Genomic DNA, 26,622 nt, shown 5'->3' with positions numbered 1-26,622 from the left:
GCATTGAGGCGCCCTGGATACTGCAAGGCGCCTCATTTCGTCACTCTTTATCCATTTCTGCCGTGGTCAGACTCTGCGCGGCCTTTTTAGCTTTGACGCGTGCGATGGCCGCCGCAACCGCCGCCTTGCGCGGGTCCTCTTCTGTCACTGTGGCAGCGGATTCGGCCGGTGTGTCAACCGGGGCTGCCTGCTGCGCGGCTTTCTTGGCTTTGGCACGGGCGATGGCCGCCGCAACCGCTGCCTTGCGCGGATCCTCTTCTGTCACTGTGGCAACGGGCTCGGCCGGTGTGTCAACCGGGGCGGTCTGCTGCACGGCTTTCTTGGCTTTGGCACGGGCGATGGCCGCCGCAACCGCCGCCTTGCGCGGATCCTCTTCTGTCACAGTGGCAACGGGCTCGGCCGGTGTGTCAACCGGGGCTGCCTGCTGCGCGGCTTTCTTGGCTTTGACCCGTGCCAATGCCGCCGCAACCGCCGCCTTGCGCGGATCCTCTTCTGTCACAGTGGTAACGGACTCGGTTGGTGCTTCAACCGGGTCCGCCTGCTGGGCGGCCTTCTTGGCTTTGACTCGCGCTAATGCCGCAGCCACTGCCGCCTTGCGCGGATCATCGCCTTCTGCAGCGGCACTCGGTGTAGGGGTTATTTCCTGCAGGGCGCGGCGTTCGCGAGCCTGCGCCTTGCGAGCCTCGCGGGCAGCAATCATCTCGCTGTTGTCCGGTGCGTCACCGCGAATAGTGCCCGTCGCCGGTGCAGCATTCTTACTGCGAACCCGTGCCAGGGCAGCCTGAACGGCATCCTGATCGCCATCGGTTAATTTAACCGCCGCTTTCTTGTGGCGCTCTTCGCGTGCCAGTTTTTCACGTTCGAGACGCGCCAGCTTGGCTTCATAACGTGCCTTGGCTTCCGCCGTGCGTGCCGCTTCCTGATCGATGGCTTTGATCTCTGCCTTTTCCTGGCGGTAGTACTGCACTAGCGGAATATTGCTTGGGCAAACAAAGGCACAGGCACCACATTCAATGCAGTCGAACAGATTATGATTGCGGGCTTTTTCGTGTTCTTCGCCGCGGCTGAACCAGTAAAGCTGTTGCGGTAACAGACCTGCCGGGCAAGCGTCAACGCACAAGCCGCAGCGAATGCAGGATTGTTCGGGTTCCTGTGGCGCCATTTCACTGACGGACGGTGCCAGAATACAGTTGCTGATCTTCACGATCGGCACGTTAAGCGCGGGGAGGGTAAAGCCCATTAGCGGACCGCCCATCACCACCATTTGCTGGGGCTGGGACTGAAAACCGGCAAACTTCAGCAGGTGTTGCACTGGCGTACCAATGCGTGCCCACAGGTTGCCCGGTTGGCTCAGGGCTTCGCCGGTCAGGGTCACCACGCGTTCGATCAGGGGCTCACCGTCGACAATGGCGCGTTTGATCGCAAAGGCGGTGCCGACGTTTTGCATGAGCACGCCAATCGCGGAGGAGTGCTTGCCGTGCGGCACTTCTTTGCCTGTCAGGATCTTGGTGAGCTGCTTGGCGCCACCGGAAGGGTACTTGGTCGGGATCACGCGCAGGGCAATGCCGGGCTGGTCACGTAACGCATGTTTTAACGCGTCGATCGCTTCGGGTTTATTGTCCTCGATACCGATCAGGGTGACCTTGGGTTGCAGCAGGTGACGCAGGATTTGCGTGCCTTCGATAATTTGATCGGCATGTTCCTGCATCAGACGATCATCGGCAGTGATATAAGGTTCACATTCTGCGGCATTCAGGATCAGGGTTTCCACCCCGTTCATCCCCCCTTGCAGCTTGCTGGCGGTCGGGAAACCGGCACCGCCCAGCCCGGCGATGCCGGCCTGATGAATACGTTGGATCAATTCGTTCGTTGCCAGTTGGCGGTAATCCGCCACCGGCGTGCGCTCGCACCAGCGGTCTTCGCCGTCAGGCTCAATGATCACGCACAGCTCTGCCAACCCTGATGGGTGAGCCGTGATATGCGGTTTGATGGCGCTAACGGTACCGGAGGTGGGGGCGTGCACGGGGACAGTACGGCCACGGCCGACGGTCAGCGGTTGGCCTTTAAGTACCCGATCGCCCGTTTTGACGCACAGCTCACCTTCCGGCCCCAGATGTTGTTGCAGCGGGATAACAAAGGTGTCAGGCAGTGGAGCGACACGCAGCGGCACTCCGCTGGACAGCGTCTTCATTTCCGGTGGATGGATCCCGCCGTCGAAATCCCAAATCCGGTCTTTTTTGAAGGCGGCGAACAAATTAAGCATGTTGCTCCACGTGAATCACTTGCACCGGGATCGTCTTCATATCCCACTTCCAGTTGGCGGTAGTGGTGGCGACCGGTCTCATTTCAATACAATCGGTAGGGCACGGCGCAACACACAGGTCGCAGCCGGTACAAAGATCGGTAATGACGGTATGCATGGCGCGGGTGGCACCGACGATGGCGTCCACCGGGCAAGCCTGAATACACTTGGTGCAGCCGATACAATTGGCTTCGTCGATATAGGCGATCTGACGCACAGGCTCGACAGCGGCTTCGCTACCCAGCGGCTGTGGTTCGACGTTGAGCAGCTCGGCTAATTTCAGCATCACTTGCTCGCCACCCGGCGCGCATTTGTTGATCATCTCACCGTTAGCCACGGCTTCGGCATAAGGGCGGCAACCGGGGTAACCGCATTGGCCACACTGACTCTGGGGCAGGATCTCATCGACCTGCTCGGCCACGGGGTCTTCTTCTACTTCAAAACGGCGTGCGGCAAAGCCCAGCACCAGGCCAAACAACAGGCCGAGCGCGCTCAATGCCGCAATCGCAATCCATAACGCGGTCATTAGAATTTCACCAGCCCGGTAAAGCCCATAAAGGCCAGTGACATCAGCCCGGCGGTGATCAGCGCGATGGACGAACCGCGGAAAGGGGCCGGTACGTCGGCGACAGCCAAGCGTTCACGGATCGCAGCGAACAATACCATCACCAGTGAGAAACCTGCGGCGGCGCTGAAGCCATAGACCGCAGACTGCAGGAAATTGTAGCCGAGGTTGACGTTAAGCAGCGCAACGCCCAGTACCGCGCAATTGGTGGTGATCAACGGCAGGAAAATGCCCAGCAGGCGATACAGTGCCGGGCTGGTTTTGCGCACAACCATCTCGGTAAATTGCACCACGACGGCGATCACCAGAATAAATGACAGCGTGCGCAGATACACCAGATCCAACGGAACCAGGATAAAGGTGTTGATCACCCAGGCGCTGACGGAGGCCAGCGTCATAACAAACGTGGTAGCCATCCCCATACCAATGGCGCTTTCCAGCTTTTTGGAAACGCCGAGGAACGGGCACAGGCCAAGAAACTTCACCAGGACGAAGTTATTCACCAGTACGGTGCCGACAAACAGGAGCAGGTATTCGGTCATTGCGATGCCTAAAAAAATAAAAGCCGCCTATTATCGGGAATTGGCGGCCTGACCACAACATAGGGATAGCAGGGTTATTGCCCTTTTTGCCCATTTTTGGCGAATATTTACACAATTACTCGCACAAAACGTGCCACAGCCGAGGCTAGCGCTCGGTAAAGGTACCTTTGACCCGTTGTGAACGCTTCATATAAGGCACCAGCAGCGCCGCCATTAACAATGGCCAACCCAAACTGCGCACAGCCAACTCATCCGGTACCGGCGCAAAGGCAAAGGCTTTCACCGCCAGCAACACGGTGATCAACAGCCACAAGAGGAAGAGTTTGGGGAACCGCAGTGATCGGTGGCAGAACAACCAAAGCAGCCACAGGGTAAAGCACCACATCGCCAGCGTCGTCAGCACCGAAAAATACCACTGCATGCTAAAGGCCTGGGCGTTGGTCAGCAGGTATTCGCGCGATTCCGGCATGAAAATGGCCATGGCATACAGGAGCAGCATCAGGCTGGCACTAAGCAGGGTGACGATCAGATAGGCCATTGGGGCCAGCAACCAACCGCCGATACGGGTGTATTCAGCTTGAGACATAAACGGCTTCCTGGGTAAGACATGATTCAATGAGACAGCCGCATAGCTTAGCGGGTAATGCGGGCTTAGTCATCAATATCACGTTATACCCTGCATACTTGAAGCTGCCTCTTTGTTGGTCTCCTGCGCTTACCCCGGTCACATACTGCTTGTTGGCTCCGGGGGATGCGCTGAGTTGCCGCCGCGATGCAATTTCAATTATTTGGGGTACAGATGTCAGGGAGCGTTTGGCTACCGGCAGACTGTTTTGCTGCCGGTAGCGGGAAGACTAACGGCGGTTAAGTTGGTAGTAGGCGTCGTTCCAGCGCAGCGCATTTTTGAATGCCGGAAGGGTGGTTGCCTGATCGATTAACAAAAACTCGATGTTATGCATTTCGGCATACAGCTGTAACAGTTCGGCATCCAGCGCCTGTGAGAATACGGTATGGTGTGCTCCCCCCGCCAGGATCCAGGCTTCAGCGGCAGTGGCCAGCGTGGGTTGAGCCCGCCAAATGGCACGTGCCACCGGCAGTTTTGGCAGTGGATGCGGCTGTTCAACCGTGTCCACCTGATTGACCAGCAAACGGAAGCGATCGCCCAGGTCAATCAGGCTCGCGTTAACGGCAGGGCCGGCCGGGGTGGAGAAAATCAGCCGCGCCGGGTCGGCCTTGCCGCCGATTCCGAGAGGGTGGATATCCAGCAGCGGTTTGTGTTCTTTGGCGATCGACGGACAGACCTCCAGCATGTGTGAGCCGACCACTAAATCGTTACCGGGTTGGAAGTGGTAGGTGTAATCCTCCATAAATGACGTGCCACCGTTTAATCCGCTGGCCATGACCTTGAGAATGCGCAGCAAGGCCGCAGTTTTCCAATCGCCTTCGCCGCCAAAGCCGTAACCTTGTTGCATTAGGCGCTGCACCGCCAGCCCCGGCAGCTGTTTCATGCCATGCAGGTCTTCAAAATTGGTGGTGAAAGCCTGGAAGTTACCCTGTTCAAGGAATCGCTTCATGCCCAGTTCGATCCGCGCGGCATCGATCAGGTTCTCTCGCTTTGCCCCGTTGATCTTCGCAACGTCACTTAACACATAGCTGGCTTCATACTCTTCAATCAGCGCATCCATATCGCCACGGCTGACTTCATTGATGACGCTGACCAAATCGCCGATACCATAGGCATTGACCGAGTAGCCAAACTGGATCTGGGCGCCGACCTTGTCGCCCTCTGTCACCGCCACTTCACGCATGTTGTCACCAAAGCGAGCCACTTTCAGCTGCTGGCTGGCCTGTTTGGCTGCGGCTGCGCGCATCCATTGGCTGATGCGTCGGTGTGCCTCGGGATCCTGCCAGTGGCCGGCAATCACGCTGTGCTGTTGACGCATACGGGCGCCAATGAAACCAAACTCACGGCCGCCATGAGCCGTTTGGTTAAGGTTCATAAAGTCCATATCCATGCTGTCCCAAGGGACCTGGGCGTTGAACTGGGTATGGAACTGCAGCAGGGGCTTGTGGAGGATGGATAATCCTGCGATCCACATTTTTGCCGGTGAGAAAGTGTGAAGCCAGGTCAGAATGCCGATGCACTGTGGCTGATAGTTGGCGTCACGGCACAGAGCGGTGATTTCATCCGGTGTGGTGACCAACGGTTTCAGCACCAGTTTTACCGGCAACCTGGCTTCGCGGTTAAGGCTATCAACCACCTGCTCGGCGTGAGTTCTGACCTGTTGCAACGTTTGCGGGCCATAAAGGTGTTGGCTGCCGATGGCGAACCAGACTTCGCGCTGTTTAAATGCGTCCATTAAAAACTCCTGAATTGTGTATTGGGACTGATTTGCTGAACCGCGGGTTGGGACGGATACCCGTAATAGTTGGCGTTGCGTCGGTATCTAAGCGCATTCCCGGTGAGGTGACCGGGAATGCGCAGGAAGCCAACGGGGGGCCACGTCACGTATCTTGGGCGTAGCGTGGCTCGGCGGCCTGGCACCATTGCTGATAACGCTGATAAAGTTGTTGGTAGCGAGCGACACGCTGTGCGTCTGGCTGTAAGGTGCGTTCGATGTCACAGGCCATTTGGCGTTGGGCGTCGGGCACACTGCCAAAACGGCCCGCGGCCACGGCGGCGAAGATCGCCGCGCCCAACGCACAGCACTGATCAGAGGCAACAATGTGCAGCGGCCGGTTCATTACGTCGGCGCAGACCTGCATGATCGCCGTGGATTTACGCGCAATACCGCCCAAGGCCAGCACGTTATCGACCGGGATCTCCTGCTGTTCAAAGCACTCCATAATGGCGCGGGCGCCAAAGGCGGTGGCGGCAATAAACCCGCCAAACAGGGTCGGCGCATCGGTACCGAGATTGAGATCGGCTATCACACCTTTCAACCGCTGGTTAGCGTAAGGGGTGCGACGGCCGTTAAACCAGTCCAGCACCACCGGCAGATGGTCCAGTGAAGGAGCCTTGGCCCAAGCGTCGGTCAGTGCCGCCAGTAACCCCGTTTCAATGTCTTGCAGCTGTGGCCGCAATTGAGGGTGATTTTTTGCGGCTTCACGCAGCGGCCAACTGAGCAAACGGCTGAACCACGCATACATATCGCCAAAGGCTGATTGTCCGGCCTCCATGCCGATCAACCCCGGCACCACGCTGCCATCGACCTGGCCACAAATGCCTTGAATGGCACGCCCGTCTGCCCGTTTGCGATCGGCGATCAAGATGTCGCAGGTAGAGGTGCCAATCACTTTTACCAAGGTATAAGGCTGGGCACCCGCACCGACGGCACCCATATGACAGTCAAAGGCACCACCGGACAAGACCACTGTCGTCGGTAATCCAAGGCGTGTGGCCCATTCAGGGCTCAAGGTACCCACCGGCAGGTCGGCGGTGTAACAATCTTCAAACAGTGGCCAAGGCAAGTGCTCAACCAACATGGGGTCGAGGGCAGCAAAAAAGGCTTTTGGTGGCAGACCGCCCCAGTCGGGGTGCCACAATGTCTTGTGGCCCACGCTGCAACGCCCGCGTTTTAGCTGATGTGGTGCGGTGGTGCCGGACAAAAGCGCCGGTACCCAATCGCACAGTTCCACCCAGGAAGCGGCCGCCCGGCGAACCTCGGCGTCTTGGCGCGTGACATGCAGGATCTTGGCCCAGAACCATTCGGCCGAGTAGACGCCGCCGATATAGCGGGAATAGTCGGGGAATTCACCGCTGCGGCACAGCCGATTGATGGCGTCGGCTTCTTCGAGGGCGGTGTGATCTTTCCACAGGACAAACATGGCGTTTGGGTTGTCGGCAAATTCTGGCCGCAGCGCCAATACCTGGCCTTGCTCGTCTATCGGCGCCGGCGTGGAGCCTGTTGAGTCAACGCCAATGCCAATCACCTGCAACCGTTGCTGCGGGGTCATACGTTGTACCAGACCGACAATGGCCTGTTCCAGGGTTTCAATATAGTCGAGTGGGTGATGGCGGAAACGGTTCTCCGCCGCATTGCAGAATTCACCGCGTTGCCAGCGGGGATAATAAACCACCTCGGTATCCAGCTCCGCACCGTCCTGGCAGTCAACCGCCAAAACCCGTACCGAATCGCTACCGAAATCCAATCCCAGGGCAATAGCACCTGCCGTCATGATGTGACTCCTGATGTGTTAACACGCTGTGACAACCATAGGAGCCGAAGCGGTGGGCAGGTGAGGAGCCGTTGGCTGGAAGTATGCACTTTTCTGCTTCACGCAGTGGTTTTGTGATGGCTGTCATAAGTTAGCGCTTGGCGAAACTCGCTAAATATATGCACATATCTGCTGTATTCCACGGATGTGATAGCGCTCTACATTTAAGTAACAAATACCCGCTAAAACTTAAGCCGTCTTACCCTTGCCGTGGGTGAGTGCCGCGATATATGCGACATACCGACGGTATAAAACCTAATGATAACGTTTTCACCGCGAGCGGGTTTCGTCGCCAAAGAGAACAAAATAGCGGAGAGCATCATGCATAAATTCACTAAGGCGCTGGCGACACTGGGTCTGGCGGCCGTTATGTCACATTCAGCTATCGCCGAAACGATGAAACTGGGTTTTTTGGTCAAGCAGCCGGAGGAGCCGTGGTTCCAGACAGAATGGAAGTTTGCGGACAAGGCCGGTAAAGATCTGGGTTTTGAGGTGATCAAAATCGCCGTGCCGGATGGGGAAAAAACCCTGAATGCCATCGACAGTCTGGCGGCCAGCGGAGCCAAGGGCTTCGTGATTTGTACGCCGGATCCGAAGCTTGGATCGGCGATCGTTGCCAAAGCGCGCAGTTACAACCTGAAGGTGATTGCCGTGGACGACCAGTTTGTCAACGCGAAGGGCAAGCCTATGGACACAGTGCCCTTGGTGATGATGGCCGCCACAAAAATCGGTGAGCGCCAGGGCCAGGAACTGTGGAAAGAGATGAACAAGCGCGGTTGGACACTGCCGGATACCGCCGTGATGGCGATCACCGCCGATGAGCTGGACACCGCCCGTCGTCGTACCGGGGGTTCCATTGCGGCGTTAAAGGCTGCCGGCTTCCCAGAAAAGCAGATTTATAGGGTACCGACCAAATCTAACGACATTCCGGGGGCGTTTGACGCCGCCAACTCAATGTTGGTGCAGCATCCGGAAGTAAAAAACTGGCTGATCGTCGGGATGAATGACAACACCGTGCTGGGCGGCGTTCGCGCTACCGAAGGCCAGGGGTTCAAAGCGCCGAACGTGATCGGCATTGGTATCAACGGCGTGGATGCGGTCAGTGAATTGTCCAAGGGGCAGGCGACCGGCTTCTACGGTTCACTGCTGCCAAGCCCGGATATCCACGGTTACAAGAGTATTCAGATGTTGCATGACTGGGTCGAAAAAGGCGTAGAACCGCAGAAATTCACCGAAGTGACGGATGTGGTGTTGATCACCCGTGACAACTTCAAAACCGAACTGCAGAAAAAAGGCCTGATGTAATCCCCGAGCCGCCCGCAGCATTACGCCGGGCGGCATTGTTGACTGCAGGAGGAAAACGCTATGAGCGCCGCATTGCCGTATCTGGCATTTAAAGGCATAGGTAAGACCTTCCCGGGCGTGAAGGCACTGGATGACATCAGCTTTAGCTGTCAGGCCGGGCAGATCCACGCGCTAATGGGAGAAAATGGCGCCGGGAAATCCACGCTGCTGAAAATTCTCAGCGGCAATTACGCGCCAACCCAAGGGGAAATTCAGCTGCAAGGCCGGGCGGTACAGTTCACCAACACCACCGACGCCTTGAATGCAGGGGTCGCGATTATTTATCAGGAACTGCATCTGGTGCCGGAAATGACGGTGGCGGAGAACATTTATCTTGGCCAGTTACCGACCAAGCGCGGGCTGGTGGATCGCAAACTGTTGCGCTACGAATCCCGGCTACAGCTGGAGCACCTCGGGCTGGATATCGATCCGGATACGCCGTTGAAATACCTGTCGATCGGCCAGTGGCAGATGGTGGAAATCGCCAAAGCGCTGGCGCGTAATGCCAAGGTGATCGCTTTTGACGAACCCACCAGTTCGCTGTCCGCCAGAGAGATTGAACAACTGTTCCGCGTGATCCGTGAGTTACGCGCCGAAGGGCGGGTGATCCTGTACGTTTCGCACCGTATGGAGGAGATCTTTGCCCTCAGCGACGCCATTACGGTATTCAAAGATGGCCGCTATGTGCGCACCTTTGATGATATGCGGCAGGTCGATAACGCACAGCTGGTGCAGGCGATGGTCGGGCGCGATCTGGGCGATGTGTATGGCTATCAACCACGTGAACTGGGCCCGGAGCGTTTAGTGCTTAAAGGGCTTAAAGCGCCGGGTGTCAGAACCCCGATCGACTTGAGCGTACGGGCTGGGGAGATTGTAGGGTTGTTCGGTCTGGTCGGCGCGGGGCGCAGTGAACTGATGAAGGGCATTTTTGGTGCTACGCGCATCAGCGGTGGTCAACTGATGCTTGATGGACAACCGATCGCCATTCGTTCACCGATTGATGCCATCCGTGCAGGCATCATGCTGTGCCCGGAAGATCGTAAAGCAGATGGCATCATCCCGGTGCACTCGGTCCGCGACAACATCAATATCAGCGCGCGACGTAACAGCATCCGCGCTGGGTGTTTGATCAACAACGGCTGGGAAGCCAGTAATGCCGAACACCACATCCGTGCGTTGAACATCAAAACCCCAAGTGCCGAGCAGCTCATTATGAATCTGTCTGGCGGTAATCAGCAGAAAGCCATTCTCGGCCGTTGGTTATCCGAAGAGATGAAAGTGATCCTGCTGGACGAGCCGACGCGTGGCATAGACGTGGGCGCCAAGCATGAAATTTACAACGTTATTTATCAACTGGCGCAGCAGGGCATTGCGGTGTTGTTCGCTTCCAGTGATTTGCCCGAAGTACTGGGATTGGCGGACCGCATTCTGGTGATGCGGGAAGGCGCCTTGTCTGGCGAATTACTGCATAACACGGCCAGCGAGGAAAAAGCCCTCAGCCTGGCAATGCTACGCACCCCTGATATTGCCCCTGATGCCGCTGCGGCGGTGGCCTGATTGTGAAGGAGAAAGAGATGTCGACCCTAACGACCGATTCCGTAAAAAACCGCAGCGGCCAAGGGCTGGCGCGGATTTGGGACAGCTACGGCATGCTAGTGGTGTTCGCGGCGCTGTTTATCGCCTGCGTGCTCTTTGTGCCCAACTTCGGTTCCTTCATCAATATGAAGGGGCTGGGGCTGGCAATTTCCATGTCCGGCATGGTGGCCTGTGGCATGCTGTTTTGCCTGGCTTCCGGTGATTTTGACCTGTCTGTCGCGTCAGTTATCGCCTGTGCAGGCGTCACCACCGCGGTGGTGATCAACATGACCGAAAGCCTGTGGATCGGCGTAGCGGCTGGCCTGCTGTTGGGCATGGTCTCTGGGTTGATTAACGGTTTTGTGATCGCCCGGCTGAAAATCAACGCGCTGATTACCACCTTGGCAACCATGCAGATTTTTCGCGGGCTGGCCTACATCATTTCTGACGGCAAGGCGGTGGGTATCGAAGACGAACGCTTCTTTACCTTGGGGTACGCCAACTGGCTGGGATTACCTGCGCCGATTTGGATCACCGTCGCCTGCCTGATCTTGTTTGGTTTCTTGCTCAATAAAACCACCTTTGGCCGCAATACGCTGGCGATTGGCGGCAATGAAGAGGCTGCACGTCTGGCCGGGGTACCCGTCGTCCGCACCAAGATCGTGATTTTTATGCTGTCTGGGCTGGTTTCCGCCGCTGCCGGCATCATCCTGGCATCACGCATGACCAGCGGCCAGCCGATGACATCGATCGGTTATGAGTTGATCGTGATCTCCGCCTGCGTGCTGGGTGGCGTGTCATTGAAAGGGGGCATTGGCAAAATTTCCTATGTGATTGCAGGTATCTTGATTCTTGGCACGGTAGAAAACGCCATGAACCTGTTGAACATCTCGCCGTTCTCGCAGTACGTGGTACGTGGCGTCATCTTGCTGGCCGCGGTGATTTTCGACCGGTACAAACAACAGGCCAAACGTACGGTCTAGAAAATCGAGAACCCTGTTCACAGTTCTGTTAACTGCCCGGGTCGTTTTCCACCGGGCATCTAAGCTATAGGATCGTTACCTAAGCCGTTCCGGGAGGACAGATGTATCATCGTATGGCACAGGAACCGCAGCCAAACCCGTTGTTACCGGGTTATACCTTTAACGCCTATTTGGTAGCGGGGTTGACGCCGATCATGGCCGACGGCCCACTGGACTTCTTTATCGACCGCCCAGGCGGCATGAAGGGTTATATTCTTAACCTGACCATCAAAGGTCAGGGCAAGGTATTTGACGGCGAAGACACCTTTCACTGTAATCCCGGCGATCTCCTGCTGTTCCCGCCCAAAGCGGCGCATTACTACGGCCGTTCACCGGACAGCGATTGCTGGTACCACCGTTGGGTGTATTTCCGTCCACGGGCCTACTGGGCCGACTGGCTGGAGTGGCACAGCAAGACCCATGAGGTCGGGCGGTTGACGCTGCCGAACAATAACCTGTTGCTGGAGTTCGACCGGCTGTTCGCCAATATCGAGCAAACCCAACGTTCTGGCCGTCGGTTTGCCGAGGAGCTGGGGATGAACTTGCTGGAGCGCCTATTGCTGCGTGCGATGGAGGAAGATCCACTGAGCCCCCAGAGGATCATGGACCCGCGAGTGATTGAAGCCTGTCAGTTTATTACCGGCAACCTGGCCGGGGAGTTACGTATTGATGAGGTGGCGCGCCACGTCTGCCTCTCGCCTTCACGGCTGGCGCACTTATTCCGTGAGCAGGTGGGCATCAACATTCTGCGTTGGCGGGAAGATCAGCGGGTGATCCGTGCCTAGTTACTGTTGCAGACCACACAAGAATCTATAGCCACGATCGGGCGGGTGGTGGGCTATGACGATCAGCTCTATTTTTCCCGTGTGTTTCGCAAACGCGTGGGCGTGAGCCCGAGTGATTTCCGCCGTCGCAGCCTGGAGATTAATTATCCGGCCAGAAATGAGCGTGAATCGGCTCCTCTGGCGGTTACAAGTTAACATTAAATTTACTTCTTGTTCCTGCCAGCATCATGGTGTCAAATCTGATGGGTCCCTACTCGATAGATTTCACGTTCAACCAGGCGGCAAGCGTGTGAATTCCCAAGCGCATACTCAAGTAAGTGACGGGGTTGAGCACGAGCAGCCAACAAGGTTGTGGTTTGAAAGATGAAGAGTATTTTGCGAGCCAGTAAGAGGAAACACCATGGCAGAGAAAATTCGGGTTGGATTGGTCGGTTACGGCTATGCCAGCAAAACCTTTCATGCGCCATTGATCGTCGGTACGCCGGGCGTAGAGCTGGCTGCCGTATCCAGCAGCGATGCCGGTAAAGTGCACGCTGATTGGCCGTCTATGACGGTGGTCAGCGATCCGCAGGCGCTGTTCAACGACACGTCTATCGACCTGATCGTCATTCCTACCCCCAATGATACTCACTTCCCGCTGGCACAGCAGGCCATGGCCGCCGGCAAGCATGTGGTGGTGGACAAACCGTTTACCGTGACGTTGTCACAGGCACAGGAACTGAAACAACAGGCGGAGCAAAGCGGCAAGTTGTTGTCAGTGTTTCACAACCGCCGATGGGACAGTGATTTCCTGACGCTTAAAGCGCTGCTGAAAGAAGGTGTACTTGGCGACGTGGTTTACTTCGAGTCTCATTTTGATCGCTTCCGGCCGGAGGTTCGCCAGCGCTGGCGTGAGTCAGGCGGTGCCGGCAGCGGCATCTGGTATGACTTAGGACCGCATTTGATCGACCAGGCACTGCAATTGTTCGGCAAGCCGGACACCTTGTTTGTCGACCTGGGGGAACTGCGTCCAGGCGCGCAATCGGTGGATTATTTCCACGCGGTGCTTAATTACGGGAAACGTCGCGTGGTCTTGCATGGCACGGTGCTGGCGGCAGCGGAAACTGCACGCTATATCGTGCACGGTACTCAAGGCAGCTTTATCAAATTTGGGCTGGATCCGCAGGAAGACCGTTTGAAGGCAGGCGAGCGTCTGCCGCAGGCTGACTGGGGTTACGATATGCGTGATGGCGTCGTGACATTGTCACGCGATGGGGTGTTGGCGGAAAAACCCTTGCTGAGCCTCCCTGGTAACTACCCGGCGTATTACGCGGCAATCCGCGATGCGATTAACGGTGAGGGTGACAACCCGGTACCGGCTGCCGATGCCATCAAAGTGATGGAAATGATTGAGTTGGGCATTGAGTCGGCGAAACAACAAAAAGCGCTGCCGGTAGCCTAACTGTCGCGTTTCATTCTCCGGGTTCGGCGTGCTGAACCCGCTTTACTCTTCGAGGGATCCCGATCCATGTCCTGGTTGCAGCGTCTGCGTATTGATAAATTTTTGCTGGTATTGATTCTGGTCGTGATTATCGCTTCGGTTTTCCCCTGTGAAGGCGTATGGAAAACCTTCTTTGATCACCTGACCACTGCGGCTATCGCGTTGTTGTTCTTCATGCATGGCGCCAAGTTATCACGTGAGGCGATCATCGCCGGGATGAGCCACTGGAAGCTGCATTTGATGGTGTTTCTCAGCACCTTTGCGCTGTTCCCGTTGCTGGGTGTGGCGATGAACCTGATGGTGCCAGGCTTGATGACACCCACGGTGTATTTGGGCTTCCTTTACTTGTGTGCGCTGCCGGCGACGGTCCAGTCGGCGATTGCTTTTACCTCGGCAGCGGGTGGAAACGTGGCTGCGGCAGTATGCAGCGCTTCGGCATCCAGTATTCTTGGCGTTTTTCTCTCGCCGTTGCTGGTGGGGGCGCTGATGCATACGCAAGGGGGGGATACTGACGTGTTGCACGCCATTGGTTCCATCATTTTGCAATTGATGGTGCCGTTTGTGGTGGGGCATCTGGCAAGACCGTTGATCGGCAAATGGGTCGATCGTCACCGTAAACTCATCAATCTCACTGACCGTTCATCGATTCTGTTGGTGGTATATACCGCCTTTAGCGCAGCGGTGGTGGAAGGCATTTGGCACAAGATCGACGGCTGGTCACTGTTGACCATCTTGGCGATGTCATTGGTGCTGCTGACGGTGGTGTTGGTTATCAATACCTATGCTGCGCGCTGGTTAGGCTTCAGTACGGCTGACGAGATCACTATTGTGTTCTGCGGTTCGAAAAAGAGCCTGGCAAACGGCATCCCGATGGCCAACGTGTTGTTCCCGGCGGCGGCAGTGGGGGCAATGGTGTTGCCGCTGATGATTTTCCATCAGGTGCAATTGATGGTGTGCGCCGTGTTAGCGCAGCGCTATGCGCGCAAAACCGCCAAGCAGCGGGCGGACGTGTTGACGGCGAAATAAAAAATGAGGACGTGGGTAAAATACTCCGTTGTTTCATTGAAGGGGCGCTGCATGCTGCGCCCATTTGTATAATCAATGGGTTAAATCGGGTCGAACATGTTCGACCCCTACCGGTTTAGCCCTTAAGCGGGTTTATCAGCAGCCACAATGGGCGCGAAATAGCGCCCATTGCTCAATTCAATCAGCCCGGACTTTATCGCGCAGCGCTTGTTTTTCCTGCTCGCTGAGGAACGCCATTTTCAGGCCGTTTTCCTGGGCGGTACGGATTTCAGCCGGGGTCAGGCCCGCTTGTGGCGCCGCCACAAGGTACTCGTGTTCAATTTCGATGCCCTGAACCGCCGGATCGTCGGTATTGATCGACGCCATGACGCCGTGACGCAAGAATTTGGCCAGCGGATGTTGCGCCAGAGAAGGCACGGTGCTGGTCTGAATGTTGGACGTCAGGCAGGATTCGATCCCAATGCCGTGTTCCGCCAGGAAGTCCATCAACGCCGGATCTTCAATCGCTTTTACCCCGTGGCCGATACGCTCGGCACCCAGCTCACGGATCGCCTGCCAGATGCTTTCCGGGCCGGCGGCTTCGCCTGCGTGCACGGTGATGCGTAGACCCGCATCACGGGCGCGGTTGAAGTGATTGAGGAACAGACTGCCAGGGAAACCCAGCTCGTCACCGGCCAGATCCAGCGCTGTGATGCCGTCGCGATGTGCCAATAAACCGTCCAACTCTTGCAAGCAGGCGGCTTCGCCAAAGGTGCGGCTCATGATGCCGATCAGACGCACATCAATGCCAAAATCTCGTGTTCCTGAACGAATGCCATCAATGACGGCCTCGACTACGCCAGCCACGGGCAACTGGTGCTTCATCGCCATGTAATACGGCGAAAAGCGCAGTTCGGCATAGTGCAGGCCGGCATTTGCTGCATCTTCAACGTTTTCGTAAGCGACGCGACGACAGGCGTCTACATCGCCCAAGACCGCTACGCCCCAGTCCAGCTTTTGCAAAAAGCTGATCAGATCCGGTTCTGCATGGGTGATTTGCACGTGTGGGCGCAGTGCGTCAAGTTCGTTGGCGGGCAGAGCAAGGTTAAATTGACGCCCCAGGTCGAGAATGGTTTGCGCGCGGATGTTACCGTCAAGGTGACGGTGGATGTCGGTCAGCGGTAAGCGGGAGTCAATCATGATGTGCACTCGTTATTTTGTTGTAGGTAAAGTGCAGATCAGTATAAAAACAAATTGATGAAAATTTCCATATCGTTGCATAAAAAAGTGACGGCAATCACATTAATGAGAGTGATTGCCATTTTTCTGCGCTGAGGTTGAAGAAAAAGCCCCCGCGTTGATAGAGGTAACAGATCTCAGCCCACCTTCAATGCTGAGAGGCGTTCATCATGATGCTCGCCGATGCCATGCTGTGCCAACCAATGCTTAACCCGACTGATATCCAACGGCTGCGCCTGATCAATACGGAGCACCGGTCCCAGGGCCAACGGCATGGCGCGATCGGCCAGCGCACGCAGTTCGGGCAGGTATTCCACTCCAGGGTGGCCTTTAGGGCGCTGCCCGGCACGTGCTGCATAGCGTTCGGCTGCCAATTCACCGGATATTTGGTTCCACACCTCCAATACCTGGGCCACGCCCGCCTCGCGCAGGTACTGGTTCAGCTGTTCTCTGGGCTGAAAGCCGAACCAGGCATCAATAACATAGATGCAGCGCAGTGGCGCCTGCGCCACCATCGACCAGATGGCCTGATAAGCGGCGTAACCCAGTTGCCGGTTAAGCTCGCGGTCAACGTCACCCAACCGTGCCATAAAAGGCTCTTTGATACCGTCGAGGGAGAGATAAGGCAAAGTAAAATGCTGTGCCAACGCGTGGGCAAGGGTGCTTTTCCCTGAAGCCGGAACCCCATTGACCAAAATAACGGTTTTACCGCCGGTCACTGTTGTCGAAGTCATAATATCTCCACCACGTCTTGCCAAAGTTTTGCGGCGCGTAGCTGGTCGAGACGCTGCTTGTTATCCAGCAAGTCCACGATTGCGCGCAGGCCTTCTTCGATATGGCTGTTACTGTCGGTCGCGCCGAACAAGATGACGATGTCGGCCTCCTCACTGTCCTGGAAGGTGATAGGTTGCTCGAGCAACACCATGCTGAAACAATTCTTTATCACGCCGCACTCTGGCCGCGCATGAGGAATGGCAATGCCTTCGTCGAACACGTAATACGCACCATGGGCCAGCGTATTGCTGATCACCGCCTGATAATAGGATGCGTGGATATAGCCGTTATCGATCAAGGGGCGTGCCGCCAACGCTATGACCTTTTTCCAGTCGGTTTCCTGCACACCGACCTGTATCGCACCGGCCTCTATCAACAGTTGTTTAATCGTCATCATGTTCCCTCAGAGAGACTTCCTGATAATATTGCGGAGCTCATCCATTTTAATAAAAACAGCATCGATATGTTGGCGATGGTTTTTATTTTTGGCATAAATCTTTAACGCGCGATTATAGGTCAGCATTAACGTCTTATGAATTTCGCTGTCCGCCGGTGTTGTTGCCAGTCGCCGCTCCAATGCGTCAATTTCGGCTGATATTTCATTGGCTTCATTATCTTGTTGATGGGGATTAGGTTCTTTATCCCGCCGGCTTTTCATAAAATTAAACATAACCATCTCCAGAAATTAGGCATAAATTTTCCAGCCCCGACGGGCGCCGGGGCACCAGGGTTGTGGGTTTTATAAAAAAGAAAGCGGGGCAGTGATTATTTAAACAGACCGATCTTTTCCGTTAATACCTGGGTAACGGCATTATTGGCGGGGATCAGGAATTTGCGCACGCTGTCATTGACCTTGCCTTTTTCGAATGTGTGTTTGCATCGATCGACCCATTGCACGTTCATCTCGGTACCCACATTAACTTTCTCTATGCCCCCGGCCACCGCGCGCCGCATATCTTCATCGCTGACGCCGGTGCCACCGTGCAATACCAGAGGGGTACCGGTGGCCGCGGTGATTTCCGCCAGACGCTGATGCTGAATATGTGCTTTGCCGGTATAGAGCCCGTGAACGGTACCTACCGACACCGCCAGCATATCGACCCCGGTTTCATCAACAAAGCGTTTGGCATCCTCCACCGTGGTAAAACAAATGTCTTCTTCTGCCACGGCTTTGCCGTCTTCAGAGCCGCCGATGGCACCCAACTCGGCCTCCACCGACACGTTGCGCTGACGTGCAATGTCGATCACGCGACGGGTATTGGCGATATTCTCATCCATTTCCAGGTGCGAACCGTCATACATTACCGAACTGAAACCGGCGTCAATCGCCGTCTCGATGGAGGCAATGTCAGAGCAGTGATCCAAATGCAGACAGGTGGGAACATCCTCGCTTTGAGCCAGTGAGCATACTGAATCAACCAGCAATTTATAGCCTAAATACTCGGCGGTACCGGTCGAAATCTGGATCATCAACGGGCTGTGCATGTTTTTGGCCGCTTTGAAAAAGGCCGGTAACATCTCCAGGCAGTGGAGATTAAATGAACCTATCGCCTTAAAATCACGGGCTTTGGCCACGGACAACAGCTCGTTGAAATTATAGAGTTTCATGGACTTTTTCCTCATGGTGCTTGGTTGATTTACCGTTAACAAACCACGCAATCAGCGTGACGAAGACGATGAACAGGGCGATGAACAACCAATTGCCCTGGAAAGCATGTCCCATCACCAGCCCACTGCTGATGACGTCGGAGTCGCTGAAGGTCACGCCGACAAAGCCATAACTTTCCAGCATCGGTACCAGAATGGCCGGCAGGAAGGTGATAAACAGACCGTGAACCACGCCACCAATCATGGCGCCACGACGCCCCCCCAGCGCATTGCCGAAGATGCCTGCGGTGCCGCCGGCGAAGAAGTTGGTCAGCAGGCCTGGGAGGATCATCGCCAGGCCGAACATCGGGAAAACGATCATGCCGATGATTGAGCCAAGGGTGGTGGCCAGAAAGCCGACGATCACCGCATTGGGTGCGTAGGGGAACAACACCGGGCAGTCCAGCGCCGGTTTGGCATCCGGCACAACCCGTAGGGCGATGCCCCGGAAGGCGGGTACCAGCTCATTGAGCAGCAGGCGTACGCCGCTGTAGAGGATAAATACGCCGGCGACAAACTGGATGGCCTGCATAAAGGAATACATCAAGTAGTTCATGCCGCCGGCATACTGAGCGATATACTGCGGACCGGCAGCCAGCGCCGGGATCAGATACATCGGGATCATCACCACTGCCATCGACAGGTAGGTGTCCTGCAGGAATTTGAAGTTATCGGGCAGCTCCAAATCCTCGGTCGAGCGGGAGCCCTTACCGACCACCTTAGCGACGGCGGCCTGTACCAGGTAGCCGATGGTGCAAAAATGCCCCAACGCCACGTCGTCTGAACCGGTGATTTTGCGTACCACCGGCTGGGCCAGCGCAGGCATCAACACGGCCATCACGCCACCAAATATGCCGCCGGTCAAAACCAGCGGCAAGCCGGTGAGCCCGGCCTTGTAGCCGATTACCGCACCAATGGTGGCCATCCACAGCAATGCTTGTCCGGTCAGAAAGATGTATTTGAACGGGGTAATGCGCGCAATGATGATATTCACCGCGAAAATCACCATCAGGGTTAACGCGACCTCTGAGCCCAACTCGCGGTTGGCCAGGCCGGCGATGGCGGCGACGTCGGTGATATAGCCGGTCATGCCGAAACCCTGAGTGAAGATGCTGTTCAAATAGGTCAGAGCGCCGACAATAATGTTGATGCCTGCCATCATGATCAGGAAGCCCAGCAGGGTTTTGAAGGTGCCTTCGGCCACTTTGCCGACGGACTTCTTCTGCAGCAATAGCCCCAGCATGGCGATAAAGGCCACCAAGATAGACGCCTGGCCCAATAAGTCTTTGACGATAAAGTCAATCAGGCTATTCATGGTGGGCTTCCTTCATGTCGCGTTCTTTCAGGAAGGCCACAATCTTTTGCTCAATTTCTGCCTTATCGGTGAGCCGGTGCAGAATAATAACGCGTTTCTTTTCTTCTTCGCTGGCATCGGCATTTAAAATATCGGCGAAGGTTTTTTGGGTAAGAATAATATCTGATTTAAAGGCACTGGCCTCGGAGATAGTGGTGTGATCAATATCCGCCTCAATCTCTAATTTTTTCAGCACCGCTCTTGCGCTCATTTCGATGGCAAAGCTGGAGCCGAGGCCACAGCCACATACGCACAGTATTTTAAGCATGGGTATCTCCTCAGATTATATTTAATTGCCTGGCGAGTTTGTAATGGTGTCCTTCTGTATCAACCAAACGTTTTTGCATACTGATTAGATCAATGGGAATGGGTTGATTGCTGGCATTAATAATGATTGCCTTGTTCTTCATGCCTGAATTAATGCACCTGACCACTTCACTGGCCATAATAGTGCCCTGGTAAATTTCTTCACCGGTCGGGTCTCCATTGCGCAGACCGTAGCCCATAATAGTTTTACGAATGCGCACACCAATCTTGGGTTCCAGCTGCTTAATCATGGTATCGATGGCGCCTTGAAAACCGGGTGAGTATTCTTTGGTATAACCCTCGGAACACAAAATAATGACGCTGTTTTGCTGTTCCAACCGCTGAGTTATTTTTTCTGCCAGCTGATTTAAGGCATATTGGCATTCCGGGATAAGGGCAAAGTCCGCATTGGACTTGATCGCCGATTGCAGTGTCAATTCCCCGCAATAACCGCCCAGCAGCTCTATCATAAACACCCGCCCAGGCAGGGCACGCCCGGTGTTCCTCAGTTTGGCGACTTCTTTTATCACCTGTTCGCAGGCAGTAGAAAAACCAATGCTGTAATGACTGCCGAAAACGTCATTGTCGATAGTCATCCCTACGCCGAAACAGTTAACGCCAAACTCGCTGAGTGTATTCAAAAACTGCAGCGATCCATCGCCACCGGCCATAATAAGCACGTCTATGTGCAAAGCCTTAAGCTGCTTATGAATGGTTTCATATTCGTCAGCAGCCAATTTCTTGGCCGTACGGCCGGAAGACATTATTGGCATCGATGAAATCGAGAAGTCAACCAAGTCACGCTGGGCAATAGGATGATGCTGGTTGGCCAATAATCCGGGTATGCCGCCGTCAAACAGAATAATATCGGCCTGCGCTAGCCTTGCGACCTGAAAAATAAAACTATTGATACCTGTCACATCGCCGCCGCTTATTACTACACCAATTTTCATATATCCGTCCCCAGCCTGTTCTGTGGAACTCATTGTCATTTTTGGCATCGGTAAAATTTGCAATGGATATCACAAAACAATCACAAATATTTTTGTCATTAGGCTTGACAGGTAGAGTGAGGGGGATGGTTTTGAGAGGGAGGTCTCATTTGTATTTGGCGCTTTTAGCGAGTGCGTGATTACTATTAATTAAGAATCAATGCGTTATGTTTGTTTTTCTCTAAAGCGGTTTATTTCATCATCAACGACGATGCAGCAAAAAATAAGTTTAATGAAATGTGATAACTCTCGCATTTTTATCCGACGCGCAGAGAATAACGCGAATAAATACGTGGCGAGCCTGAATAACCACGTATTTATTAAGTCCTTTAAGGGTGGCGTTTATTCATGCTCTTATCACCGTCAATCCGGCCTGTTCCAACGGACCTGTCAGTGCAGCGTCGGTTGAACGTTCGACGATAACGCTTTGCGCCAGCGTGATATCGCCAATGGCATATTGTGAGGCGGCATTGAGTTTAGCCGCAGAAGCCAACACGACGGTTTCTGCCGCTCGTGCCGCCAACGCGCGTTTTATATAGGCTTCTTCAAGATCGCCGGTGCTCAAGCCCGCGGTGGGGTGTACGCCGGTCACACCCATAAAGTAGATGTCAGCGCGGATATGCGACATCGCCTCCACGGCCGCGGCTCCCACGCTGACGATCGAATGTTTGTACAGCCGCCCGCCGATCAGTATCACCTCAACCTTGGGGTGTTCGACCAGGCCAACGGCCACGCTGGGACTGTGGGTGACAATGGTGGCCTCCAGCGTGGGGGGCAGTTGCTTCACCAATTCGGCGGAGGTGGTGCCGCCATCCAGGATCACGACTTGCCCGGGGGATATCATCGCTGCGGCTGCTTTGGCAATGGCCCGTTTGGCGGCAGACTCCTGCCCATTCCTTTCGGCAAAGGGGGCAATGGCCGGGGAAACAGGCAGTGCGCCGCCATGTACCCGTTGCAGCAAACCTTCGCTGTCCAATTCACGCAGATCGCGTCGTAGCGTGTCTTCAGATAGCCCAAACATCTCGCTGAGCTGTTTGGCCAGCACCTGTCCGTCTTGGGCCAGTTTTTCCAGAATGATTTTTTTACGTTGGCTGGTGAGCATGGTTTTTCCCGTTAAATTTGCACTGCACGAAATATCTTGATCATACACGAAAGTGCACGATAGTATCAATTTCCTTTCCTGGTTGTGGAGTTAACCAACATGACTGCTACCCAAGATCGGGTTCGTATTGTCGAAACCCGAGTGCTGTCCGACGACTGGTATCTGCTGAAAAAAACCACCTTCGATTTTTTACGACGTGATGGCGTATGGCAAAGACAGAGCCGTGAAACCTACGATCGCGGTGACGGTGCGACCATTTTGCTGTTTAACCGGCAAGCGCAAACCGTGGTGTTAACACGCCAGTTCCGTTTTCCGGTGTTCGTCAACGGCCATGATGGGATGTTGATCGAAGCCGCTGCCGGTCTGCTGGACAATGCGTCACCGGAAGAACGCATCCGTGCCGAAGCAGAAGAGGAAACCGGCTATTTCGTGCAACACGTGCAGAAGGTCTTCGAGGCTTATATGAGCCCCGGTTCGGTCACTGAGAAATTACATTTCTTTGTCGGTGAATACCACGCAAACAGCCGAGTCAGTGACGGGGGGGGCGTGGAAGCCGAAGGCGAGGATCTTGAAGTGCTGGAACTGCCGTTAACGGAAGCGTTGCAGGCCATTCGGCAGGGGATAATCGTTGATGCCAAAACCATCATGCTATTGCAGTTCGTTGCTCTACATCACACGTTGGATAATACACGATGAAGTCTCAACTGATTTTGATTGCCGGTCCTTATCGTAGCGGCACGGAGGGCGAACCGCAGCGAATTGCCGCGAATTTGCAGCGGTTGGAACAAGCAGCGCTTGCGGTCTACCAGCGTGGTCACGTGCCAGTGATCGGTGAGTGGTTGGCATTACCCTTGGCCGCAGCGGCCGGTTCCACGCAGCATGGTGACGCTATTTGCGAAGAATATCTGTATCCGGTGGCCCACCGGCTGATTGCCCAGTGCCAGGCCATTTACCGCATCGAAGGCGCCTCAGCGGGTGCGGATAACGACGTGCGCCTGGCAAATGAGCGGGGATTGCCGGTGTATTACCGTTTGGACAATATCCCGCAGTTGGCGCAGTAAGTAGGAGAAAAGGCAGGCTTATACCTGATGCTGGTCACGTAAGGTGATTTTTAGCGAGCTCACCGTTCTTTTCGGTCGATAAACAAACAACGCACTATGCAGCTCATGCGCCTCGACCGAGCAAGGGACCCAAGGCGGGGTCCCTTGCAACCCGCGCCTTTGCCCACTCAGACGGTTGGCTGAGCCAACGGCTCTCACTTCATCACGCCGCATCACGGCCGGCTACGACAGGCGTCCCTGCCTGTCTCGCCTGAAACCGCCGTCCATGGCGGTTTCGCCTATGCGTTGTTCTTGCGTTCGACGTCTTCAAGGGCGCCCAAGACCCTGCTTATCTCATCATGTTCACGGCCTTGGGTCACTGAGCCTACAGAGGCCGAATAAAAAAATGCCAATCGGACCTTACCGATCGACATTTGGCTTATACCTGCCTTCCGATCGGTCAGATCATGCCTCGTCCAACACAAACGTGAGCCCATCGATCAACTTGTCCATTCCGGCCTCGACCTTACTGCGCGGACAGCCAACGTTTAAGCGCAGGAAACCACGGCCTTCCTCACCGTAGGTGAAACCGGGCATGATGGCGACCTTCTCGCGCTCAATCAGTACCTGTTGCAACTGACGATCGTCAATGCCCAATGGCCGCAGATCGATCCAGGCCAGATAGGTCGCCTGTGGCGGTTGCCACCCCAGTGCAGGGAATGCCTGATTCAACCGTTCGGCAACGTAGGTCAGGTTATCCTGCAGGTAATCGCGCAATGCGTCCAACCAGGGTTCGCCGTGGCGATAAGCGGCAACATGCGCCGCCACGGCTAACACCGCGGGTGAAGACAATCCATCGCGAGCTTTTAACTGTTGCGTGTAAGCGTCGCGTGCAGCGTCCTCACTGATAAAACCGTAGGCGCCGGTCAATGCCGGTATATTGAAGGTTTTGGAACCCGACGTCAGCAAGGCCCAGGGTGTGGTGGCAACCTGGCTCCATGGCGTATGGCGCTGTTCTCCCCATACCATATCCATATGGATCTCATCGCTGATCACGCGCACACCGTGGCGTTCACACAGCTCGGCCATCTGTTGCAGTTCCTCTACGCGCCACACTTTTCCGGTAGGGTTATGCGGGCTGCACAGCAACAAAACTTTGGTTTGCGGCCGTGCCAACAAGGCTTCTAGGTGTGCCATGTCACACCGCCAATCATTGCCGTCCTTATGCAGGGGACAGGCCAGCAGTTGGCGCTGATTGCCGAGGATCACTTTGTAAAAAGCGTCATAAGCGGGGGTATGGGTGACCACGCATTCACCCGGTGCTGACCACTGGCGGATCAATTGCGCCACCATGTAAATCACCGATGGCCCATAGACCGCCATGCGGGTGTCAATGGCGGTATTAAACCGCTGTTGATACCAGTGGCGTACTGCACCAAGGAAATCCTCATGCTGCCAGCGGCTGTAGCCAAGTACGCCATGCTGCAGGCGCTGTTGCAGCGCCTCGATAATGCAGGGGGCAGTGGCAAAATCCATATCGGAGATGGTGAACGGCAGGAGATCATCGCGGCCAAAACGGTCGGCGATGTAATCCCATTGCGTGCACCATGTGCCGTGCCGGTCAACCGGGGTAGAAAAATCAAACATGTGATGCTCCCTGCAAGGGTGCAGCAGGTTGTGCTGCAGCTATCAGTGAGTCTAATTCATCTTTCACTGATTGCACCTGTGGCCCGATCACCACCTGCAGATTGTGCTCGTTAAGGTGCACCACACCAATGGCGCGATTGGCTTTTAACGCGGCGTCATCCACTTTGCTCATGTCGTCAACCGACAGGCGCAAGCGGGTGATGCAGTTATCCAGTGAAATAATATTCTCACTGCCACCCAGCGCCGCCAGGATAGCCGGCACGTTATAGCCTGATTTGCCGACCGCGCCGACAGGTGCGCTCTGGCTGCCGGCAGACTCGCTCTCACGGCCCGGCGTCTTGATGTTAAAGCGCTGAATGGAGAAGCGGAAAATGGCGTAATAGGCGGCGAACCAAATGGCGGCGACGATCGGCACCAGATACCACTTGGTGGCGGTGCCGTGCAGGATGCCGAAGACGACAAAGTCGATAATATTGCCGTCAGTATTGCCGATGGTTACCCCCAGCAGTGCCATTACGGTAAAGCCCAGCCCGGTGAGAATGGCGTGGATGAGATACAGGAAAGGCGCGACAAACAGGAACAAGAACTCGATCGGTTCAGTCGTACCGCCGACTACGCAGGCCACCACACCAGAAATCAGCAGCCCTTTAATTTTATGGCGGTTTTCAGGTTTGGCACAGTGGTACATCGCCAGTGCCGCGCCTGGTAGCCCGCCGAGGAAGGCCGGCATTTTGCCTTGTGACAGGAAGCGCGTCGCGCTTTCGGCAAAGCCGGTCGTGGTTGGGCAGGACAGCTGTGCCTGGAAGATTGTCAGTGCGCCGCTAACGGTATGACCGCAGACATCCAGCGTGCCGCCTGCTTCGGTAAAGCGGATCAGCGCCACCAGAATATGATGCAGCCCAAATGGCAACAGCAGCCGCTCGCCAGTGCCGAAGATCATCGGTCCAAAAGCGCCGGCCCCGTTAATCACCCAGCCCAGGCCGTTGATACCCGCGGCAAACCACGGCCAGATCAACGGAATAATCAGCCCACACAGGCCCAGCACAACGGTCGTGACGATTGGCACAAAGCGAGTGCCTCCGAAGAACGCCAGCGCATCCGGCAAGCGAATGGTATTGAAGCGCTCATGCAACAGATAAACGATAATCCCGACGATCACTGCGCCCAGGATCCCGGTATCGATCGACTGAATGCCGAGGATGTTCTGGATATTGTTGGCTTTCAACACTAACGGATCGGTCGTAGGCAAAATACCGGTCGTGGTCAGGTAGAAGTTGGTAGCCAGGTTCAATACGGCGAACCCGACAAAACCGGAGAAGGCGGCGACGCCCTTGTTTTCACGCGCCATGCCCAATGGAATAGCAATGGCGAACATCACGGGCAGGAAGCTGAAGGCAAAAGAGCCGATCTTGCTCATCCAGGTGAACAGTAACTGGAAGGCAGGATGGCCAATAAACGGCAGTAGGGTGATGACATCACGGCTACTCAGCGAACTGCCGATCCCCAGCATGATGCCACAGAACGACAGCAAGGCGACGGGCAGCATGAATGTCTTGCCCAGACTTTGGAAAAACTCCCAAAGCGTTATTTTTTGTTTTTTAGATGCTGGCATAACCGACGGCTCCTGGCGAAAAAATGTGCAAAAGTGGTGTGTGCCCTGTTAGGTAAAAATAAGATAAAACG

General features: G+C 55.3%; 24 protein-coding genes and 1 pseudogene. 8 read left to right on the top strand and 17 right to left on the bottom strand.

The genetic code is table 11. The features are described from left to right. Positions 1–40: 40 nt before the first annotated feature. The 6 genes from rsxC to AC2FC2_RS05415 all read right to left on the bottom strand — a co-directional run bounded on the left by rsxC (position 41) and on the right by AC2FC2_RS05415 (position 7,588). Positions 41–2,263 (bottom strand): electron transport complex subunit RsxC, encoded by a 2,223-nt coding sequence (gene rsxC, locus AC2FC2_RS05440; RefSeq protein WP_490658906.1) that lies wholly within the window; start codon positions 2,261–2,263, stop codon positions 41–43. After that, the gene (gene rsxB / locus AC2FC2_RS05435; RefSeq protein WP_209633099.1) at positions 2,256–2,828 is read right to left on the bottom strand and encodes an electron transport complex subunit RsxB; all 573 of its coding nucleotides are present in this window, start codon (positions 2,826–2,828) and stop codon (positions 2,256–2,258) included. Before rsxB ends, rsxC begins: the two co-directional genes overlap by 8 nt. Beyond that, on the bottom strand, positions 2,828–3,409 hold the full coding sequence (gene rsxA / locus AC2FC2_RS05430; RefSeq protein WP_004938443.1) for an electron transport complex subunit RsxA: 582 nt from the start codon (positions 3,407–3,409) through the stop codon (positions 2,828–2,830). Before rsxA ends, rsxB begins: the two co-directional genes overlap by 1 nt. A 145-nt stretch (positions 3,410–3,554) precedes the next feature. After that, positions 3,555–3,995, bottom strand: a complete 441-nt coding sequence (locus tag AC2FC2_RS05425) for a DUF2569 domain-containing protein (RefSeq protein ID WP_037414760.1) — start codon at positions 3,993–3,995, stop codon at positions 3,555–3,557. 268 nt (positions 3,996–4,263) lie between these two features. After that, positions 4,264–5,769: an L-arabinose isomerase gene (gene araA / locus AC2FC2_RS05420; RefSeq protein WP_490658905.1), complete on the bottom strand. Its 1,506-nt coding sequence runs from the start codon at positions 5,767–5,769 to the stop codon at positions 4,264–4,266. Positions 5,770–5,914: 145 nt separating this feature from the next. Next, positions 5,915–7,588 (bottom strand): ribulokinase, encoded by a 1,674-nt coding sequence (locus AC2FC2_RS05415; RefSeq protein ID WP_209633103.1) that lies wholly within the window; start codon positions 7,586–7,588, stop codon positions 5,915–5,917. A gap of 360 nt (positions 7,589–7,948) precedes the next feature. On the opposite strand from AC2FC2_RS05415, the gene AC2FC2_RS05410 reads away from it, so the two are divergent. The 6 genes and pseudogenes from AC2FC2_RS05410 (at position 7,949) to AC2FC2_RS05385 (ending at position 14,859) form a co-directional block, all read left to right on the top strand. Then, positions 7,949–8,932, top strand: coding sequence for an arabinose ABC transporter substrate-binding protein (locus tag AC2FC2_RS05410; RefSeq protein WP_209633105.1), 984 nt, complete (start codon positions 7,949–7,951; stop codon positions 8,930–8,932). A 60-nt stretch (positions 8,933–8,992) separates the two neighbouring features. After that, positions 8,993–10,528: an L-arabinose ABC transporter ATP-binding protein AraG gene (gene araG / locus AC2FC2_RS05405; RefSeq protein WP_209633107.1), complete on the top strand. Its 1,536-nt coding sequence runs from the start codon at positions 8,993–8,995 to the stop codon at positions 10,526–10,528. Positions 10,529–10,545: 17 nt separating this feature from the next. Continuing rightward, complete coding sequence (gene araH / locus AC2FC2_RS05400) at positions 10,546–11,529, top strand: L-arabinose ABC transporter permease AraH (protein ID WP_209633109.1); 984 nt, start codon at positions 10,546–10,548, stop codon at positions 11,527–11,529. Positions 11,530–11,630: 101 nt separating this feature from the next. Then, positions 11,631–12,548, top strand: a pseudogene (araC, locus tag AC2FC2_RS05395) (arabinose operon transcriptional regulator AraC). Between the two features lie 205 nt (positions 12,549–12,753). Then, the gene (locus tag AC2FC2_RS05390) at positions 12,754–13,794 is read left to right on the top strand and encodes an oxidoreductase (protein WP_490658904.1); all 1,041 of its coding nucleotides are present in this window, start codon (positions 12,754–12,756) and stop codon (positions 13,792–13,794) included. A 66-nt stretch (positions 13,795–13,860) separates the two neighbouring features. Continuing rightward, positions 13,861–14,859 (top strand): bile acid:sodium symporter family protein, encoded by a 999-nt coding sequence (locus tag AC2FC2_RS05385; protein WP_265556120.1) that lies wholly within the window; start codon positions 13,861–13,863, stop codon positions 14,857–14,859. Positions 14,860–15,036: 177 nt separating this feature from the next. Here the strand turns inward: AC2FC2_RS05385 and add are convergent, their stop codons facing one another. The 9 genes from add to AC2FC2_RS05340 all read right to left on the bottom strand — a co-directional run bounded on the left by add (position 15,037) and on the right by AC2FC2_RS05340 (position 22,252). Beyond that, positions 15,037–16,038: an adenosine deaminase gene (gene add / locus AC2FC2_RS05380; RefSeq protein ID WP_490658903.1), complete on the bottom strand. Its 1,002-nt coding sequence runs from the start codon at positions 16,036–16,038 to the stop codon at positions 15,037–15,039. Positions 16,039–16,214: 176 nt separating this feature from the next. Continuing rightward, on the bottom strand, positions 16,215–16,811 hold the full coding sequence (locus AC2FC2_RS05375) for a P-loop nucleotide/nucleoside kinase family protein (RefSeq protein WP_209633117.1): 597 nt from the start codon (positions 16,809–16,811) through the stop codon (positions 16,215–16,217). Then, positions 16,808–17,245: a PTS sugar transporter subunit IIA gene (locus AC2FC2_RS05370; protein ID WP_209633119.1), complete on the bottom strand. Its 438-nt coding sequence runs from the start codon at positions 17,243–17,245 to the stop codon at positions 16,808–16,810. The genes AC2FC2_RS05375 and AC2FC2_RS05370 overlap by 4 nt, the downstream gene beginning before the upstream one ends. Positions 17,246–17,254: 9 nt before the next feature. Next, positions 17,255–17,521 (bottom strand): hypothetical protein, encoded by a 267-nt coding sequence (locus AC2FC2_RS05365; protein ID WP_490658902.1) that lies wholly within the window; start codon positions 17,519–17,521, stop codon positions 17,255–17,257. Between the two features lie 95 nt (positions 17,522–17,616). Beyond that, entirely contained in the window at positions 17,617–18,459 is an 843-nt protein-coding gene (locus AC2FC2_RS05360) for a class II fructose-bisphosphate aldolase (RefSeq protein WP_490658901.1), read from the bottom strand. After that, positions 18,446–19,813, bottom strand: a complete 1,368-nt coding sequence (locus tag AC2FC2_RS05355; protein ID WP_209633125.1) for a PTS sugar transporter subunit IIC — start codon at positions 19,811–19,813, stop codon at positions 18,446–18,448. Before AC2FC2_RS05355 ends, AC2FC2_RS05360 begins: the two co-directional genes overlap by 14 nt. Beyond that, a complete protein-coding gene (locus tag AC2FC2_RS05350; protein WP_012144987.1) occupies positions 19,806–20,120 on the bottom strand; it encodes a PTS sugar transporter subunit IIB in 315 nt (104 codons plus the stop codon). Before AC2FC2_RS05350 ends, AC2FC2_RS05355 begins: the two co-directional genes overlap by 8 nt. A gap of 10 nt (positions 20,121–20,130) precedes the next feature. Further along, on the bottom strand, positions 20,131–21,111 hold the full coding sequence (locus AC2FC2_RS05345) for a 6-phosphofructokinase (protein ID WP_265556117.1): 981 nt from the start codon (positions 21,109–21,111) through the stop codon (positions 20,131–20,133). A 385-nt stretch (positions 21,112–21,496) separates the two neighbouring features. Next, positions 21,497–22,252 (bottom strand): DeoR/GlpR family DNA-binding transcription regulator, encoded by a 756-nt coding sequence (locus AC2FC2_RS05340; RefSeq protein WP_209633130.1) that lies wholly within the window; start codon positions 22,250–22,252, stop codon positions 21,497–21,499. A 99-nt stretch (positions 22,253–22,351) separates the two neighbouring features. On the opposite strand from AC2FC2_RS05340, the gene AC2FC2_RS05335 reads away from it, so the two are divergent. After that, positions 22,352–22,948, top strand: coding sequence for an NUDIX hydrolase (locus AC2FC2_RS05335; protein WP_209633132.1), 597 nt, complete (start codon positions 22,352–22,354; stop codon positions 22,946–22,948). Next, the gene (locus tag AC2FC2_RS05330) at positions 22,945–23,313 is read left to right on the top strand and encodes an NUDIX hydrolase (RefSeq protein ID WP_490658900.1); all 369 of its coding nucleotides are present in this window, start codon (positions 22,945–22,947) and stop codon (positions 23,311–23,313) included. The genes AC2FC2_RS05335 and AC2FC2_RS05330 overlap by 4 nt, the downstream gene beginning before the upstream one ends. 444 nt (positions 23,314–23,757) lie before the next feature. Here AC2FC2_RS05330 and AC2FC2_RS05325 read toward each other — a convergent pair whose 3' ends face one another. Further along, on the bottom strand, positions 23,758–24,939 hold the full coding sequence (locus AC2FC2_RS05325) for a MalY/PatB family protein (protein WP_490658899.1): 1,182 nt from the start codon (positions 24,937–24,939) through the stop codon (positions 23,758–23,760). Beyond that, the gene (malX, locus tag AC2FC2_RS05320; protein WP_209633137.1) at positions 24,932–26,551 is read right to left on the bottom strand and encodes a maltose/glucose-specific PTS transporter subunit IIBC; all 1,620 of its coding nucleotides are present in this window, start codon (positions 26,549–26,551) and stop codon (positions 24,932–24,934) included. Before malX ends, AC2FC2_RS05325 begins: the two co-directional genes overlap by 8 nt. Positions 26,552–26,622 lie beyond the last annotated feature (71 nt).

Source organism: Serratia sp. CoH_122_TC_1 (assembly GCF_058191755.1).
The sequence above is the reverse complement of the archived record's forward strand: the minus strand, read 5'-3'. Positions and strand labels throughout refer to the sequence as shown.

Coding starts and splice junctions, on each gene's coding strand:
- rsxB (WP_209633099.1), bottom strand. CDS start 2,828: ATGACCGCGTTATGGATTGCGATTGCGGCATTGAGCGCGCTCGGCCTG.
- araA (WP_490658905.1), bottom strand. CDS start 5,769: ATGGACGCATTTAAACAGCGCGAAGTCTGGTTCGCCATCGGCAGCCAA.
- AC2FC2_RS05425 (WP_037414760.1), bottom strand. CDS start 3,995: ATGTCTCAAGCTGAATACACCCGTATCGGCGGTTGGTTGCTGGCCCCA.
- rsxA (WP_004938443.1), bottom strand. CDS start 3,409: ATGACCGAATACCTGCTCCTGTTTGTCGGCACCGTACTGGTGAATAAC.
- AC2FC2_RS05340 (WP_209633130.1), bottom strand. CDS start 22,252: ATGCTCACCAGCCAACGTAAAAAAATCATTCTGGAAAAACTGGCCCAA.
- AC2FC2_RS05360 (WP_490658901.1), bottom strand. CDS start 18,459: ATGAAACTCTATAATTTCAACGAGCTGTTGTCCGTGGCCAAAGCCCGT.
- AC2FC2_RS05350 (WP_012144987.1), bottom strand. CDS start 20,120: ATGCTTAAAATACTGTGCGTATGTGGCTGTGGCCTCGGCTCCAGCTTT.
- AC2FC2_RS05345 (WP_265556117.1), bottom strand. CDS start 21,111: ATGAAAATTGGTGTAGTAATAAGCGGCGGCGATGTGACAGGTATCAAT.
- AC2FC2_RS05390 (WP_490658904.1), top strand. CDS start 12,754: ATGGCAGAGAAAATTCGGGTTGGATTGGTCGGTTACGGCTATGCCAGC.
- malX (WP_209633137.1), bottom strand. CDS start 26,551: ATGCCAGCATCTAAAAAACAAAAAATAACGCTTTGGGAGTTTTTCCAA.
- AC2FC2_RS05365 (WP_490658902.1), bottom strand. CDS start 17,521: ATGTTTAATTTTATGAAAAGCCGGCGGGATAAAGAACCTAATCCCCAT.
- add (WP_490658903.1), bottom strand. CDS start 16,038: ATGATTGACTCCCGCTTACCGCTGACCGACATCCACCGTCACCTTGAC.
- AC2FC2_RS05335 (WP_209633132.1), top strand. CDS start 22,352: ATGACTGCTACCCAAGATCGGGTTCGTATTGTCGAAACCCGAGTGCTG.
- AC2FC2_RS05355 (WP_209633125.1), bottom strand. CDS start 19,813: ATGAATAGCCTGATTGACTTTATCGTCAAAGACTTATTGGGCCAGGCG.
- araG (WP_209633107.1), top strand. CDS start 8,993: ATGAGCGCCGCATTGCCGTATCTGGCATTTAAAGGCATAGGTAAGACC.
- AC2FC2_RS05375 (WP_209633117.1), bottom strand. CDS start 16,811: ATGACTTCGACAACAGTGACCGGCGGTAAAACCGTTATTTTGGTCAAT.
- AC2FC2_RS05330 (WP_490658900.1), top strand. CDS start 22,945: ATGAAGTCTCAACTGATTTTGATTGCCGGTCCTTATCGTAGCGGCACG.
- AC2FC2_RS05325 (WP_490658899.1), bottom strand. CDS start 24,939: ATGTTTGATTTTTCTACCCCGGTTGACCGGCACGGCACATGGTGCACG.
- araH (WP_209633109.1), top strand. CDS start 10,546: ATGTCGACCCTAACGACCGATTCCGTAAAAAACCGCAGCGGCCAAGGG.
- AC2FC2_RS05370 (WP_209633119.1), bottom strand. CDS start 17,245: ATGACGATTAAACAACTGTTGATAGAGGCCGGTGCGATACAGGTCGGT.
- AC2FC2_RS05415 (WP_209633103.1), bottom strand. CDS start 7,588: ATGACGGCAGGTGCTATTGCCCTGGGATTGGATTTCGGTAGCGATTCG.
- AC2FC2_RS05410 (WP_209633105.1), top strand. CDS start 7,949: ATGCATAAATTCACTAAGGCGCTGGCGACACTGGGTCTGGCGGCCGTT.
- AC2FC2_RS05385 (WP_265556120.1), top strand. CDS start 13,861: ATGTCCTGGTTGCAGCGTCTGCGTATTGATAAATTTTTGCTGGTATTG.
- rsxC (WP_490658906.1), bottom strand. CDS start 2,263: ATGCTTAATTTGTTCGCCGCCTTCAAAAAAGACCGGATTTGGGATTTC.